This window comes from Actinoplanes sp. TFC3, assembly GCF_001553785.1.
Taxonomy (GTDB): domain Bacteria; phylum Actinomycetota; class Actinomycetes; order Mycobacteriales; family Micromonosporaceae; genus Actinoplanes.
In genome coordinates, this window is record NZ_LOJP01000002.1 from 257,277 (window position 1) to 271,416 (window position 14,140).

Below are 14,140 nucleotides of genomic sequence, written 5' to 3' on the forward strand. Positions count from 1 at the left end.
ACTAAGAAACCGGCAGCAGCCCCGGCTTGGCCAGGTAGTACCCCTGACCGAAATCCACCCCGATGCCGCGCAGCTTCTCGTATTCGGCGCGCGTCTCGATGCCCTCGGCCACCAGCCGCGCCCCGACCTCACCAGCGAATGACACCAGCGAGCGGGCCAGCGCCGTCCGGACCGGGTCGGCGTCGATGTCACGGACCAGGCTGATGTCGAGCTTGATGATGTCCGGGCGCAGTTGCAGGATGTGCCGGAGGCTGGCGTACCCGGCCCCGGCGTCGTCCACCGCGATCAGCACGCCGGCCTCGCGCAGCCGTTCGGTCACCCGGTTGAGCGCCGGGTAGTCGGCGACCTGGGTGTGCTCGGTGACTTCCACGCAGATGTTGCCGCCGGCGTGGGCGAGCACCACGTCCTGCACCGCGGTGGTCATCAGTGCCTCGGCGGACAGGTTGACGCCGAGCGTGGTGTCGTACTGCATCTCCGGCAGGGCTTCGAAGGCTCTTTGCACGGCCAGCAGTTCCAGTTCGGCGCCCAGTCCCGAGCGGCCCGCGGTGGCGAAGGCGTGCGCGGGCGTGGGGAACGGGCTGAAGTCGAAGCGGGCCAGCGATTCGTAGCCGACCACGTGGTCGTCGGACAGCCTGACCACGGGCTGGAAGACGACCCGCAACGCTCGGTCCCGCAACACCTCGCGCAGCACGCGGACGTCTTCCCCGTCGTCACGCAGTACCGGGCTGGTGACCTGGTCGCCGATCAGTTCGGCCAGCATCGCGAGAAAGCGCGCCGAGTCATCGCCCAGGCGCGGGTCGGCGATGTGGCTCAGGCAGCACAGCACCCCGGCACGACTGCCGTCCGCGGTTTGCCAGGGCACCCCGACGTACGAGCCGATCCCGGTCCGCACGGTGAACGGCAGATCCCGGGTCCGGACGTCACGGCGCGCGTCGTTGATCACCGGTTGCAGCGAGCCTTCAAGCACGCGCAGGCAGTACGAGTCGGTGAGTTCGGCGCCGACCGTCCAGCCCCGGGCATCGCCGTCGATGGCACGCACGACTTGCCGGCCGTCGCTGATGTCGGACAGCACGGCGACCTCGGCCCCGAGGTGCGCCCGGGCGAGCCCGAGCAACCGCTCGACCACCGACCATTCCATGGCCTCAGCTATCGGCACCAAAGCCCCCGACCTGAGACAGCCAGCGCCCAGACCAAAAAGCGTAGCGAAAGAGGTGCCACGCGTTAGGGCTCGGTTGCGAGCCCGATTGTCCGCCCGCCCCGCGCCGACAAACCCTTCGTGAAGCTCATCTCGACTAAGATCGCCGCAGCGGCCGCCGCCGCTTTCGCCCTCTTTTCGTTCACCCCCGCGGAGGCCGCCAGTGCAGCCACCACCGCCGCCGGAACGAACGCGACCGACGTGATGAGCACCGCTGCCGCTCCGGCGCTGGGCATCATCGGCAACTACTCCGACACCGACATGAGCGACCTGCACCGCGCCGGCGGAGCGACCGACGTGCTCGTTGAGATGGCGTGGGCGCAGGCCGAGCCGGTGCGCGGGCAGTACAACGAGGCGTACCTGACCAGCATTGCCGAGCGCATCTCGCGGTTGAAGGCGCTGGGCTACACGATCTCCTTCAACACCGGGGTGCACGAGGCGCCCGCATGGCTGCTCAAGCTGCCCGGTGCCCGCTACGTCGACCAGTACGGTCAGGCCTACACCGACTCCAGCGAGCCCAACCTGATCTTCGGCACGCAGTACCGCATCCTGGCCACCCGCTATCTGAAGAAGGTCTTCGCGAAGGTCGGCGGTGACTTCTCGATCGTGCGCGTGGGCGGCGGTCACTGGGGTGAGCTGACGTACCCGTTCAAGCTCGACCCAGCCACCGGCAAGCTGCGCAACCTGTACTACGCCTTCGACATCAACGCCAGGAAGCTCAGCCCCACCCCGAACTGGAAGCCCGGCATGCCCAGCACCAAGGGCCAGGCCGCCAAGTTCCTGAAGTTCTACCTCAACTCGCTCGCGTCGTACCAGAACTGGCAGGTCGCCTCGCTGCGGTCGGCCGGCTACAAGGGGACGGCCGCGGTGCTGTACCCGTCCTACGGCATGCGCGCCGGCGACTTCGAGACCGCCACCGCCACGAACCTGAGCGGCACGTCAAGCCCGGAGATCAACGGCGAGGTGCAGCGGGGGTACGACCACGCGCGCCAGGTCAACGCGCTCAAGGACCGCAACGTTGTGGTCTACGGCACCTGGGCGGAGAACTTCGACACCGTCACCGACCTGGCCACCCTGGCCAAGGCGAAGGGCCTGCGTGCGATGGCCGAGACCAGCCACGTGTGCCTGCCCAGCCAGTTGCCGACCGTGATGAACCAGGCGCAGGAGAACAACCTCGCCGCGCTGTACATCGTGCGCCTCGGCGCCACCGACATCATCGGCAACGCCCGCTACCTGTCGGTCAGCACCCGCCGCTGAGTTCCCGATACCGAGTAACAGGCGGCCACCAGCCGCGCAGCAGCAGCACTCCACGTGAACCGCGAGGCGTGGACGGCACCGGCAGCCACCAGGCTGTTCCGGAGGTCATCGTCGGTCCCGAGCCGTTCGATGGCTGCCGTCCACGCCTGCGCGCAGGTCGGGGCGAGATACAGCGCGGCCTGCCCGCCGACTTCGCGCAGCACCGGCACATCGCTGGCCAGCACCGGCGTCCCCGCGAGCATGGCTTCGAGCATGGGCAGACCAAAACCCTCCACCAGCGACGGGTACGCCACCAGCGCCGCCCCCGCGTACACGGTTCCCAGCAGATCCTCGGGCACGAACGGCAGCCGGGTCACCCGATCGCTCACGCCGTACCGCTGAATCGCCGGTCCGATCTCGTCCTGGAACCGCTCGTCGGCCGAGCCCACCAGCACCAGCCGCGCCCCCGGCACCGCCGCGATCGCCTCGACCAGCACTTTCACGTTCTTGTGGGGTCGCTGCGCTCCCACGTGCAGCACATAACCCGGCTCGATCCCCAGCTCGCCCAGCCGGGACAGCTCGACGCCACCGGGGAACGGCTCCACCCCGTTGGGGATCACCAGATCGGGGCTGACCCGCCGCCCGTAGAAGCGTTCGACCTCGCGCGCCGAGGCCGCGCTGACCGTCGCCACCGTCACCCGCCGGGCCACCAGCGCGGTCATGATCCGGTACGCCCACCCGACCGCGCGCGACGGCACGAACCGTGGATCGGTCTCCAGGATGCAGTCGTGCACCAGGGCCACGCCCGGCTTCCCCGGCACCGGCGAGGCACCGAGGTGGTACGGAAAGAACATCACGTCGACGCCCGAGCGGCGCAGCACCGGCCGCAATCGCCACAGCTGGCGCACATCCACCGCCGCCATCCCCACCGGCACGATCTCGGCCGGGATCGTGGCCAGGTCGAAGCGCCGCGAACCCTGGTCGCCGGCGAAGATCACGAGTTCCACGCCGGGAATCAGCGCCATCTCCCGCAGCAACGAGAACGCAACCCGCCCGATCCCGTGGTAGCGGTCGGTGAGCACACGCCCGTCAACGCCGATGCGGATCGCCATGCCCGCATCATCGCCGGTGCCGGACGGGCGGGCGGCAGCTTCACCGCCCGCTTCACCCGGTCGCGCCGCTTGTCAGAGCTGACCCGTGCGCTCGCGCCAGGCCCGCTCCCGGACCACCCACTCGTTGTCCTGCGGGAACTCGTCGATCCCGGGCACCCGCCGGATCTCACACTTCGACCCGCTGATCGCCGGGATCCGCTTGGCCCACTCCACTGCCTCTTCCTTGGACGCCACGTCGATCAGGTAGAACCCGCCGAACAGCTCCTTGGTCTCCCCGTACGGCCCGTCGGTCACCACCGGCGCCTCGGACCCGTAGTCGACCACCACGCCCTGACCCGGGTCGTCCAGGCCCTCGGCGGCCAGCAGCACCCCGGCCTGGATCAGCTCATCGTTGAACCGCCCGACCGTCTCGAGCATCTCCTCGAACGGCGTCGACATCATCTTTGCCATCGACTCGTCGGTTCCCCGCAGGATCAGCATGTACTTGGCCATCGCAGTACCACTCCCTCACACCGTCCGGACCGGCTCCCGGCCCGTTCTCCCCCCGAGGTCGAACGGCCCTCCCCCAGATCGACACAGCATCCGGGGTGACCCGCGCCACAGTCCACTCGACCCACCCGACGCAGCGCCCGGTCAGCGTCTGCCGAAGCGGGGCGCGAACTCCGGGAAGCCCGCCACCAGCACCGCAACCCCCGCCACCGCCACGATCGCCAGCCAGAGCACAACGTTGCCGACCACTGCGAGCAGGAGAGCCACCGCCACGACGGCGGCCAGGTCGCGCAGGGGCAGGTGGCGCCACCCTGGACGTACCGGGGGGAGAATGGCCAGCGCCGCCACGGCCAGCAGGGCGGCAGTTGCTGAACCCACCGCGAGACCGGCCACCCCGAAGATCGTGCCGCTGAGCGCGACCACCGCGAGGTAGCCGGCCGTCAGCACGAGCAGACAGCCGCCCGCGCCGTGCCGGTCGTCGGCCTGCAGGAACGACACGCACAGGTTGAGCAGGCCAATTGCCAGGCCGAGCACCGCGGCGCAGGGCAGCCAGCGCCCGACCGACGAGAACGTCTCGGGGAACAGCAGCGTGCGGATGGTGTCCGGCAGGGTGGTCATCACCGCCGTCATGAAGATCCCGACCAGCAGGTACGACCGCAGCGCCGCAGCCTTGCGAGCAGCCGAGCCATCGCGACTGATCTGGGGGAACGCCGCAGTTGCCACCGCGTTGGAGGCGAACAGCGGCACCCGGCCCAGCGCCGAAGCCGCCTGGTACGGCCCGCCGCCAACCGCCCCCAATCCGAGCACGCCCACCAGCACCGTGTCCCCGGCGGCAGTGATCGCCACGCCGGCCTGCAACTTGGTCTGGCGGATCGCCGCGCGCAGCAGAGCCGCCTCGGCCGGACGCCAGGACGGGCGGCGCAGCAGGTGGCGGTAGCGCGGCAGGGGTAGCAGCAGGACCAGGCTGCCGGCCACGAACCCGGCGAGCGCGCCGGCCGCCCCGAGCCCGGTGCAGAACACCAGGCCCGCGCCCACTCCGGCTTTGACGATCGCTTCAAGGGTGAACAGCACTGCGATCGCTTCCATCCGGCCGATGCCCTGCAGGAAGCCGGTGCCGGTGGAGCCGACGGACATGATCAGCGACGCGGTGGCCACCACTGCGGCGTCCTGCAGGGTGCCGAAGATGAGCACCCCACCGGCGACGGCGAGCGTGAGCAGCACGCCGAGCGCGAGGTTGGCCCAGAACGCGAAGGTGGTGGCAACGGCGTGGCGTTCGTGGTCGCCGGGGGCACGGCCGATCTCGCGGGCCAGGATCCACGGAATACCCGCGCCGGAGATGGCGGCGCGGACCATGAGCAGCGCCTGACCGGCGGCGAAGGCGGTGTACTGCGCGGGCGGCAGGCCATGGGTCAGGATCAGCGCGTAGCCGTAGTTGATGACGCCGGAGCCGGTGGTGGCCAGCATCAGCCAACCGGCCCCACCGGCACGCGCGGCAGCAGGTGCGGCCGGGGCTTCCAGGAGTTCGGCCGAGGTCATCGCGCGGCCCATTCCCGGGCCCATTCGCGGCGCCGGGCGACCGCGTGCCACGTGTACATCACCAGCGCGACCAGGCCGATCAGTGCACCGGCCAGCATCAGGAAACGGGCCGCGGAGGCCTGGGTGGACACCGGTGGGCGCGTGTTGCCGCAGTCGCGGGATGCGGGGATGGCGGTGGGTACCGACCACAGTTCGAGGCGCTCGTACCGGCGGCTGGGGAAGGACCGCAGCGGGGTGCCGTAGGAGCGGACGAAGTGGTCGAGGGTGGGCGAGCTGTTGCCGTACAGCATCCTGCTGTCCTTGGGTGAGAGCAGGAAAAGCCGGATGCCGGCACGCAGGGCGGCACCACCGTCGGTGAAGGATTCGACGTGGTTGCGGGTCAGCGCCGGGGCCCAGCGCAGCGCGTTCCCGGTGGCGTTGACCGGCACGCAGCTGTAGTTCGTGGCCAGGAACGTGCCCATCCGTTCGGTGCCGTCGTCACGCACCGCAGCGATGTTGAGACCCCACAGCGCGACGCCGACGATCGCCGTGACCGCGCAGATGATCCCGGTCAGGCGAGGTGCCGGACCCCAGGCGAGCACGCAGAGCAACACCGCCGGGCAGACCGAGTACACGCTCAGTTGCTCGTTGGCCTGCCCGAGCAGCACGCAGTAGGCCAGGAACCCGTAGCTGAGCACGCCGAACGCGACCAGCGAGGCGTCCCGGGTGCTCAGCCGCCGCTTGTGGAACAGTCCCCCGCGAAAGATCAGCACCAGCAGGCCAACGGCGCCAATGCCAAAGATCAGATAACCGCCGGCGTACGTCCGCAGCGTGTCGGTGAACACCCCGCTCGCCGGCACCCCCGTCCGGTTGAGCCCGCTGACCTGCAGGAACCCGGCCAGGCGGTTGAGGCTGGTGTCGTGCTCGGACCACCACCACCGGCCCGCGCCGCCCAGCACCGCCCACAGCGGGAACGCCCCCCAGATCAGCCCGCCGATCCCGGCTGCCGCGGTGGCGCGCCGGAAGTACGTCCAATCGCGTTCGAGCACCGCGGCCAGCAGCGGCACCCCGATGGTGAACAGCAGCGGCTCCTTGATCAGCAGCGCGATGCCGGAGGCGATGCCGACCACGCCGAGGTAGATCGGGCTGGCCGCGTGGCGCAGCCGCACCGCGAGGTACACCACCAGCAGCCCGGCGAACACCGCGGTCGCCTCGATCAGCCCGGTCCGGCCGAAGCGCAGCAGGAACCCGTCGAACGCCACGATCACCATGACCGCACCGACCAGCCACCCGTTGCGGGTGTAGCGCCGGGCCAGCAGTCCGGCCAGCGCCACGGTCAGCACGCTGAACAGCGCTCCCAGGTAACGCACGCTCATCAGCGCGTCGATGGTGTCGGCGTGCGCGGTGCCGGTGATCAGCATCCAGCCGCCGAGCAGCAGGAAGTGCCCGGGCGGGTGGACCGCTGTCGGCTCGATGCCCCAGGACACCGAGCCCGCCCCGGCCACGTTCTGCCCGGCGATGGTGTACATGACCTCGTCGAGGTCGAAGTCCAGGGCCCCGCGCAGGTTGACCAGGTAGGCGACTGCCGCGACGGCCAGCGCCGCGGCGTAGATGACCCAGTCCTTCTTCGACGGCGAGGTGCGGGCGACTGCCGGTGGCGTCCGGACGGCAAGGGTCACGGGACCTCCACCAGCACGGCGTCGCTCAGCAGCCCGGCGATGCGGTCGTGGCCTCGGTCGTTGAGGTGCGCGCGGTCGGCCAGGTAGTCGTCCCACCTGGTCACGGCGTCGCGGGTGGGTACGTACACGCAGTCGGCGCGCTCGGCGGCCAGCTTGCGCAGGACCTCGTCGTTGGCCACCAGCCCGGGGTTGGAGCGCGGGAAGGCGTGCTCGTCAACCGCCCACAACCCGATCAGGATCTTGGGTACGGCCGGTTCCAGCGAGTCGAGCAGGGCGCGCAGGTGATCCTCATACGGGCCGGCGGGCAGCCGTTGGAAGCCGCCGGTGACCTTGATGATCGAGCGCTTGAGCACGACCTTGGTGGCCGAGGTGAGTTTCTGGCGCAGGCGACGGGTGGTCGTACGGGAGAAGTAGGGTCGTGGTTCCAGGCCTGCCACACCGCGCCAGCTCTTCGGGGCGCAGCGGTCGAGGATGCGTTGCAGCATGCGGCTGGGGTGCACGAACGCCTCGGCGGCACCGAACGACACCAGCACCAGGGTCGGGGCGAAGGCGCGCAGTTGCTGCAGTTCGTCCTCGCCGATCTCGTCGACGGTCTGCGTGGTGCGGGCAAGCTGCAGCACCTCGGCGCCGAGCTGCTCGGCCAAGCGCACGGCATAGGAGCGGCCGTGCACGCCCAGTCCCGCCGCGTGGCTGTCTCCCAGGATGGCCAGTCTCATCGCAAAGTCCTATCCACGGCGGCCGGTGCTCACGGCCGCGCATTGAGCGAAGTACGGGCGCAGGTCACCGGCGCGCGACCCGGCCACGCGTTTCCAGCCGAGCAGGTCGGCCGGGCGGGCCACCCACAGGTGCGTCACGGCCGGATCGGTGTCCACGCCGAGGCGGTGCAACAGCGCGGTGGCGTCGCGCTCGTCGTAGCCGGAGAGCAGCACCCGTACGCGCATCGAGGCGGGGTCGGCCGGGTCGGGCTGGTCCCAGTCGACCTGGTCCACGTCGCGCAGCCGGGCGAAGTCGATGCGGGTGGCCAGGCGCACCGGGATGTCGGCCACGGTGGCCAGGTCGCAGACGGCCCGGTTGTCGGCGCTGACCCGGCGGGCGTCCTCGACGGACAGCAAGCCCATGATCCGGTCGGCGGTGGCGTCCCAGGTGAAGCGGCCCGCCCAGGCCCGGCACCGGCGCGCCCACGCCGCCGCGGCCTCGCGGTCCTCCAGCTCGATCAGAGCCGAGGTGAGCTGCCCGGCCAGGTGCTGCGGCCGGGCCACGATCCACCCCGTCTGCCGGTTGCGCACGGAATCACGCAGCCCCGGAGAAGCCAGGACGACAGCGGGTACGCCCAGACTCATCGCCTCGGTGACCGCCAGCCCCCAGCCCTCGACCTCGGAGGTGCACACGGTCAGCCAGCCCGAGGCGAGCAGCCGGTTGCGGGGCCCGTTGTCGAGCCGGCCGTGCAGCACCACCCGGTCCCCGAGGCCCAACTCCTCCACCAGGTCGACCAGTTCGGGGCGGCAGGGCCCGTCGCCGACCAGGTGCAGCTCGACGTCGGGGACCAGTTCGGCTACCCGGGTCAGCGCGCGCAGCAGCAGATCCCAGCGCTTGTGCGGGGCGAGGCGGCCGACGCACACGATGCGCGGCGCCGGTGAGCGTTCGGCGTGCTTGACGATCAGGGGTTCCTGGCCGTTGGCGCTGACATAGACCGGGCCGATCAACCCCAGAAGGCGCCGGACCTCGGTACGTGAGGAGGGCGAGACCACGGCGATGGTGCGTTGGCCGTACACGATGCGATTGCCGACTTTTTCGATCCACCGCCCGATCTGGGCCATCGGGAAGCCGAAGTGCTGCGCGAACATCACCTGGTGCACGTGGTGGATGAGCACCACGACCGGCACCTTGGTGCCCACCGCCAAGGGTGAGAAGAAGGGGATGCCGTTGCAGGTGTCCACGATCGCATCGATGTTGCGCCGGTGGCGGAGGAGCCAGATCAGCGCGAACAGGTAGACGGTGTAGGCGTTGCCCATGCGCCGCACGGTCGCGCCGTTGATCTCGTCGCGGCGGGCGGCCCTGCGTGAGCGGGAGGTGACAATGGTGACGCGTTGCCCGGCCTGCACCATGCGCTCGGTGACCTGGTGCATGTACTCCTCGGCCCCGCCGCCCAGCGGATGGGTCCGGTCCTTGAAGTTCAGCCAGACCACATGTTCGCCCGCGCCGCCCCGGTAGCGCCTCACGACTCGATCCGGGTCAGCACGACCGTGGTGTCCTCCAGCTTGCCGGCAATCCGGCTGCGCCCGTGCGCGGTCATCCGGATGCCGGCGTGCTGCGGGATGTCCTGTAGCTGCGGTACGCCGGTGCCGGCGAACATCTGCGCGATCGCGGTGTGCGCCAGTGTGACCCGGTGGCCCGCGGCGCCCAGGCACACGATGTGCTTGCCCTCGGCCAGCAGCCGGACCGCGTGGTCGAGTTCGACGGTGAACGCCCCGGTCTCGCCGTAGCCGACCCACCGGGCCCGGCTGGTTTCGATGCCGCGCCGCACCGCTGCTTCGCGGCCCGGGATCGAGCAGCCGAGCACCCGCACCGGCACCAGCGAGCCGGCCGCGAAGTCGTCGACGGCCTCGATGGTCCGGTCGCTGGATCCGCCGTCCACCACCGCCACGCCCGTTGGCATGCCCAGCGTCAGCAGCCCGGAGGTGGCCTCGGTGAGCCGCTGTTCGATCTTGTCTTCCTCGTCGCGCACCGCCATGACCAGTTCGAGGTCCACCGGCGTGCCCCCGCGACCCGGTGGGCGTACGGTTCGTGCGCCCAGCAGCGGACGCGTCACTGCCGTCCCCCGGATCTCGGTCTCCTCCATCAGAGGATGTCGCATGGTCGGCTCCGCCCCCATTGCCCTTTTCGTCCGAGATCATTCTTGCCGCATATCGGGGGGTTGGGGGCCGGGAAACCGAGTCGTAACCACCTGACCGGTCATTTCGGGGACCGAGCGGCGTAGCCCAGAAGGGGTACCGGCGAATATCTCGAAGTGGCTGCGAAAACCTGGCCGACATGGTTACCCCGTACTGATTAGTTGCCCGGTGTCACCGCTCGCGGCGCGGATTACCGTCAATGCGTGGACTTCACCCTCAGCACGATCCTGGTCACCCTGTGGTCGATCTTCGGTGGTCTGGGCTTCCTGATCCTGGCCGTCCTGCTGCACCGGCGCGCCGCCACGGCAACCCGGATGCAGCCTGCACCTGACATCGAGGTCGAGCACCGCCGCTGGCTGGACGATCTGGCCGAGGCAGCTCCCGAACCGGTCGACGAGCTGTCCGACAGCGGCCGCCACCACATCCCGGTGGAGTTGCTGGACCTGCCGACGTACCGGTTGTACCCCGACCGTCTGGCCCGCGCCCGCGTGCACGGGCCAGACGTCGAACCTCTGCAGAACTGAGCCTGGATCAGTAGCGGACGGTGACTTCGACGCGGCGGTTGTTTTTCTGCGGCTGACCCTTGAGCGGCCGCACGCCGCCGGCACCAACGACCTTGATGCGCGACTTGACCCCGAGCAGCTTCAGATAGGTGCGCACCGCCGCCGCCCGGCGGGTGGCCAGGACCCGGTTGGCCCGGACCGCCGCGGGCGACTTCCGGTCGGTCTCGGTGTAGCCGGTGAGGGTGATCAGCTTCGCCGTTCGCAGCGAGCCGCGCATGTTGCGCAGCACGCTGCGGGAATGCGGCGTCAAAGTAGGCGCCAGATAGGGGAACCGCAGCAATCCGAGCGCGACGGTGTTGTTGACCGGCTTGGCCTGGCGCACGCTGCGGGTGGCGCAGGTGTCATCCAGCACGATGTAGCTGGTGTCCTGCACCGTCGTGCCGTCCGGAGCGGTGCCGCTGAGCACCAACCGGTGCAGACCACCGGTGACGCAGGCCTTGCGCGGCATCGTGATCGTGGCGCGGAAGCCACCCAAGCTGTTGGTCCGGCCGGTGGCAACCACAATCGGCTCGGAATTCATGGTCAGCGTGTAGGCCGATGAAGCCTGCAGGCCGCCGCCGGTCAGCTGCGCGGTGGCCCCGACGAGCGGTGCGTTGACCGCGACCTGCAGCTGCAGGTTCAGGCGTACCGGGGCTTGCGGCGTGGGTTGCGGGGCCGGTTCCGGGGTGGGCGCTGGTGCCATCGGGGTGACGCTCGCCGACGCTGAGGCCGACGCGGGACCGGCCGCATTCACCGCTCGCACGCGGACGTCGTAGGTGCGGCCGTTGACCAGCGAGGTGAGCGTTCCCGTACGGGTCCCGCCCTCGCCTGCACCGGTGGTGAGCGTGGCCCAGGTGCTGCCGCCATCGGTCGACACCTCGTACCCGGTGATGGGGCTGCCGCCGTCGTCCTTGGGCGCGGTGAACGAAAGCGTCGCCCGGGCATCGCCGGCCGTCGCGGTAAGCCCGATGACCGCCCCGGGGGTGCTCACGGGTGGGATCACCGGCGGGATGACCGGCGGCTTCGCACCCTCCGGAGTGCCCGGAACAGCCGTGGTCGCCGAGCCGGGGCCCACCAGGTTCACCGCCCGCAGCCGTACCTGGTACGTCTTGCCGTTGCTCAGTGCGGTGATCTCAGCTTTGACCAGCTGGGTCCCGGAGGCTGCCAGGGCATGCCAGGTGTCGCCGTCGATCGAGTACTGGTAGCCGGTGATCGCGCTCCCGCCGTCGGTGGCGGGCACGACGAACGAGATGGCCAGCGCGGCATCGAGGCTCTTGACCGTCACGTCACGCGGCACACCGGGCGTGGTACGCGGGATGACCGTCACCGAGTCGCTCGAGAGGCTGGGGCCGGTGTCGTTGACGGCCCGGACCCGGACCTTGTAGGCCGTGCCGTTGATCAGCTCCGACAGGGTGGCCTTCCGGCTGTCGGCCGGCCCGGAGGTAGAGTCCAGCGTCTTCCAGGTGACGCCGTCATCGATCGACACCTCGTACCCGGTGATGGGCACGGGGTATTTGCTCGACTTCGGCGAGAAGGTCAGCGTGGCGCTGGCGTCGCCTGCTTCGCCGGACAGATCCGTGGGCGGCTCCGGCGGCGGGCACCGCACGAAGGTCGCCTCGACGCTGCCCGAACCCGAGCGGTCGGAATACGAGTTGACCGTCGCGTTCGCCGGCGCCTTGTTGGAACCCCCACCACCACCGGCGGCGTGCTCATACTCGGCTTCGTCGACACCACCACCGCCGCCGCCGTACCAGCCGCCACCACCGCCACCACCGGACGCGCCGTAGTTGAGCTCGACGTATCCTCCGCGACCGCCGTTGCCGGCCGATCCGGGCATCGCCGGGTCGAACCCGTTGGCCGAGGAGCCCGCGGTGCCATCGCCGACGAGGGTCGCACCGCCACCGCCGGTCGCGTTCCCCGACGGCGAAGCACTGGCTCCCTCACCGTTGACGGCACCGCCGCGGCCGCCGTCGGTGGAGTAGTTGACGTCACCACCGGCGCCACCACCACCGGCCGCGATGATGGTCGGAAGCGAATCATTGCCCAGGGTCACCGAGGAGGCGCCGCCACCCGCGCCGCCCTCGAATCCCATCGAGGCAGCCGGGCCGGGCCGGCCCCCGGAGATCTGGCCACCGCTGATGCCACCCTGCGCACCAGAGGCTCCCACTCTGACGAGGTACGAGTCACCCGGGGAAACCCGCACCGTCGCGACAACCCGGCCTCCGGCGCCACCCACGCCACCGTGATCGCGAGCGTCCTCACCTTGGCCACCGCGGACGTCAAAAGCGATGGCGCAGGTGTTCGCGGGCACCGAATGGAACCCCGGTGCGTTGTAGGCGGTATCGACGATCGAGGGCCCCGGTCCCGCCCAGGCCGCGGACACCGGTGCGATCACCCAGGCCGATGCCGACACCAGCATGACTCCGGCGGTGAGGGCACACCGCGCCGACACGCACCGGCCAAGTTCCGCAGGTTTCATCTCAATCCCCCGTCATCGCGATAACTCCCCTGGACGGTAGATTGCGCGCAGACCAGACAAAGGCCACTTTCACATTTCTGCGACGCTCGCTGACGCCGCGAGGCCGGCCCGGAATTGCAACGTCCGGACGGATACCACGAGTTCGGCCAAAAGTATGAGGGTCCGGCATTCGCCCCCGGCAGGCATTTGCGGCGGTTCAAGGTGGTTTCGACCGTTAGAACCGTACGAGGGGAACAGGCAATGCGAAAACGCTGGGCACACCTGACGGCCGCCACCGTGGTGGCCGCGCTGGCCGGCACCGGACTTTCCACCCCCGCGCTCGCGCAGACGGGGCCCACGAAGGTCATCAGCTACGCCGGCTTCGGCCAGGGCCCGAGCCTGCACAAGGTCGGCAGCGCGAGCATCCACGGCTCGAGCCTGCGGCTGACCAGCGGCACCAAGCGCCTGGCCGGCGCGGCCTGGTCGAAGACCAAGCTCAACGCCAAGCAGTCGTTCGAGACGGCGTTCGACGTCTCGATGACCGGCGAGGTCGGCCACGCCGACGGCGTTGCGTTCGTCCTGCAGAACGACGGCCCGAAGGCGAAGGGCGGGTACGGCGGCAGCCTCGGCTACGGCGGCATGACCCACAGCGTCGCGATCGAGCTCGACACCTTCAAGAACCCCAACGATGTGGACAACAACCACATCGCCGTGGTGACCGGCGGGGCCTCGGACGCGGCCCAGCCGATCGTGGCGTCGAGCCCGATCATGATGTTCGGCCAGACGGTGCGGGTGCGCATCACCTGGCTCGCCGGCACCAAGACCCTCAAGGTCCGGGTCCGGGCGGTCGGCGGCAGCCAGGAGTACAAGGTGCTGGACAAGAAATTCGACCTGCGCAAGGCGCTGGGCTACACCAAGGCGTTCGCCGGCTTCACCGGTGGCACGGGCGAGGACGTCTCGGTCCAGGAAATCAACAACTGGTCCGTCAAGGTCTGGTGATCATCACTGTTCAGCCGGCTGCCT

Annotated in this window: 12 protein-coding genes; 3 read left to right on the top strand and 9 right to left on the bottom strand. The window is 70.0% G+C overall.

Features of this window, described 5'->3' with window-relative positions; translation table 11 throughout:
• Position 1: 1 nt before the first annotated feature.
• Entirely contained in the window at positions 2–1,138 is a 1,137-nt protein-coding gene (locus TFC3_RS36335; protein ID WP_082772566.1) for an EAL domain-containing protein, read from the bottom strand.
• A 138-nt stretch (positions 1,139–1,276) separates the two neighbouring features.
• Between TFC3_RS36335 and TFC3_RS28195 the strand changes: the two genes are divergently transcribed.
• On the top strand, positions 1,277–2,452 hold the full coding sequence (locus TFC3_RS28195; protein ID WP_067508155.1) for a beta-galactosidase: 1,176 nt from the start codon (positions 1,277–1,279) through the stop codon (positions 2,450–2,452).
• Here the strand turns inward: TFC3_RS28195 and TFC3_RS28200 are convergent.
• The 7 genes from TFC3_RS28200 to TFC3_RS38265 all read right to left on the bottom strand — a co-directional run bounded on the left by TFC3_RS28200 (position 2,425) and on the right by TFC3_RS38265 (position 10,080).
• Positions 2,425–3,543 (bottom strand): glycosyltransferase family 1 protein, encoded by a 1,119-nt coding sequence (locus tag TFC3_RS28200; protein WP_067508157.1) that lies wholly within the window; start codon positions 3,541–3,543, stop codon positions 2,425–2,427. The two genes, TFC3_RS28195 and TFC3_RS28200, sit on opposite strands and share 28 nt — an antisense overlap.
• A 72-nt stretch (positions 3,544–3,615) precedes the next feature.
• A complete protein-coding gene (locus tag TFC3_RS28205) occupies positions 3,616–4,035 on the bottom strand; it encodes a YciI family protein (RefSeq protein WP_067508159.1) in 420 nt (139 codons plus the stop codon).
• 141 nt (positions 4,036–4,176) lie between these two features.
• Positions 4,177–5,568, bottom strand: a complete 1,392-nt coding sequence (locus TFC3_RS28210; protein ID WP_161952689.1) for an oligosaccharide flippase family protein — start codon at positions 5,566–5,568, stop codon at positions 4,177–4,179.
• The gene (locus TFC3_RS28215; protein WP_067508163.1) at positions 5,565–7,226 is read right to left on the bottom strand and encodes a glycosyltransferase family 39 protein; all 1,662 of its coding nucleotides are present in this window, start codon (positions 7,224–7,226) and stop codon (positions 5,565–5,567) included. The genes TFC3_RS28210 and TFC3_RS28215 overlap by 4 nt, the downstream gene beginning before the upstream one ends.
• Positions 7,223–7,942 carry an SGNH/GDSL hydrolase family protein gene (locus TFC3_RS28220; protein ID WP_067508165.1) on the bottom strand — a complete coding sequence of 240 codons (720 nt, stop codon included), beginning with the start codon at positions 7,940–7,942 and terminating at the stop codon, positions 7,223–7,225. The genes TFC3_RS28215 and TFC3_RS28220 overlap by 4 nt, the downstream gene beginning before the upstream one ends.
• A gap of 9 nt (positions 7,943–7,951) precedes the next feature.
• On the bottom strand, positions 7,952–9,445 hold the full coding sequence (locus TFC3_RS38260; protein WP_161952690.1) for a glycosyltransferase family 4 protein: 1,494 nt from the start codon (positions 9,443–9,445) through the stop codon (positions 7,952–7,954).
• Complete coding sequence (locus tag TFC3_RS38265) at positions 9,442–10,080, bottom strand: hypothetical protein (protein ID WP_161952691.1); 639 nt, start codon at positions 10,078–10,080, stop codon at positions 9,442–9,444. Before TFC3_RS38265 ends, TFC3_RS38260 begins: the two co-directional genes overlap by 4 nt.
• 240 nt (positions 10,081–10,320) lie before the next feature.
• Here TFC3_RS38265 and TFC3_RS28235 point away from each other — a divergent pair, with 240 nt between their 5' ends.
• Positions 10,321–10,641, top strand: coding sequence for a hypothetical protein (locus TFC3_RS28235; protein ID WP_067508171.1), 321 nt, complete (start codon positions 10,321–10,323; stop codon positions 10,639–10,641).
• 7 nt (positions 10,642–10,648) lie between these two features.
• On the opposite strand, the gene TFC3_RS28240 is transcribed toward TFC3_RS28235, so the two are convergent.
• Complete coding sequence (locus tag TFC3_RS28240; protein WP_161952692.1) at positions 10,649–13,078, bottom strand: fibronectin type III domain-containing protein; 2,430 nt, start codon at positions 13,076–13,078, stop codon at positions 10,649–10,651.
• A 246-nt stretch (positions 13,079–13,324) separates the two neighbouring features.
• Between TFC3_RS28240 and TFC3_RS28245 the strand changes: the two genes are divergently transcribed.
• Positions 13,325–14,116 carry an L-type lectin-domain containing protein gene (locus TFC3_RS28245; RefSeq protein WP_236718495.1) on the top strand — a complete coding sequence of 264 codons (792 nt, stop codon included), beginning with the start codon at positions 13,325–13,327 and terminating at the stop codon, positions 14,114–14,116.
• Positions 14,117–14,140: the final 24 nt, after the last annotated feature.

Bases quoted from the DNA above. Each gene is read 5' to 3' on its own strand.
- TFC3_RS28220 (WP_067508165.1), bottom strand. From the start codon at position 7,942: ATGAGACTGGCCATCCTGGGAGACAGCCACGCGGCGGGACTGGGCGTG.
- TFC3_RS28210 (WP_161952689.1), bottom strand. From the start codon at position 5,568: ATGACCTCGGCCGAACTCCTGGAAGCCCCGGCCGCACCTGCTGCCGCG.
- TFC3_RS28200 (WP_067508157.1), bottom strand. From the start codon at position 3,543: ATGGCGATCCGCATCGGCGTTGACGGGCGTGTGCTCACCGACCGCTAC.
- TFC3_RS28240 (WP_161952692.1), bottom strand. From the start codon at position 13,078: ATGCTGGTGTCGGCATCGGCCTGGGTGATCGCACCGGTGTCCGCGGCC.
- TFC3_RS28205 (WP_067508159.1), bottom strand. From the start codon at position 4,035: ATGGCCAAGTACATGCTGATCCTGCGGGGAACCGACGAGTCGATGGCA.
- TFC3_RS38265 (WP_161952691.1), bottom strand. From the start codon at position 10,080: ATGCGACATCCTCTGATGGAGGAGACCGAGATCCGGGGGACGGCAGTG.
- TFC3_RS36335 (WP_082772566.1), bottom strand. From the start codon at position 1,138: ATGGAATGGTCGGTGGTCGAGCGGTTGCTCGGGCTCGCCCGGGCGCAC.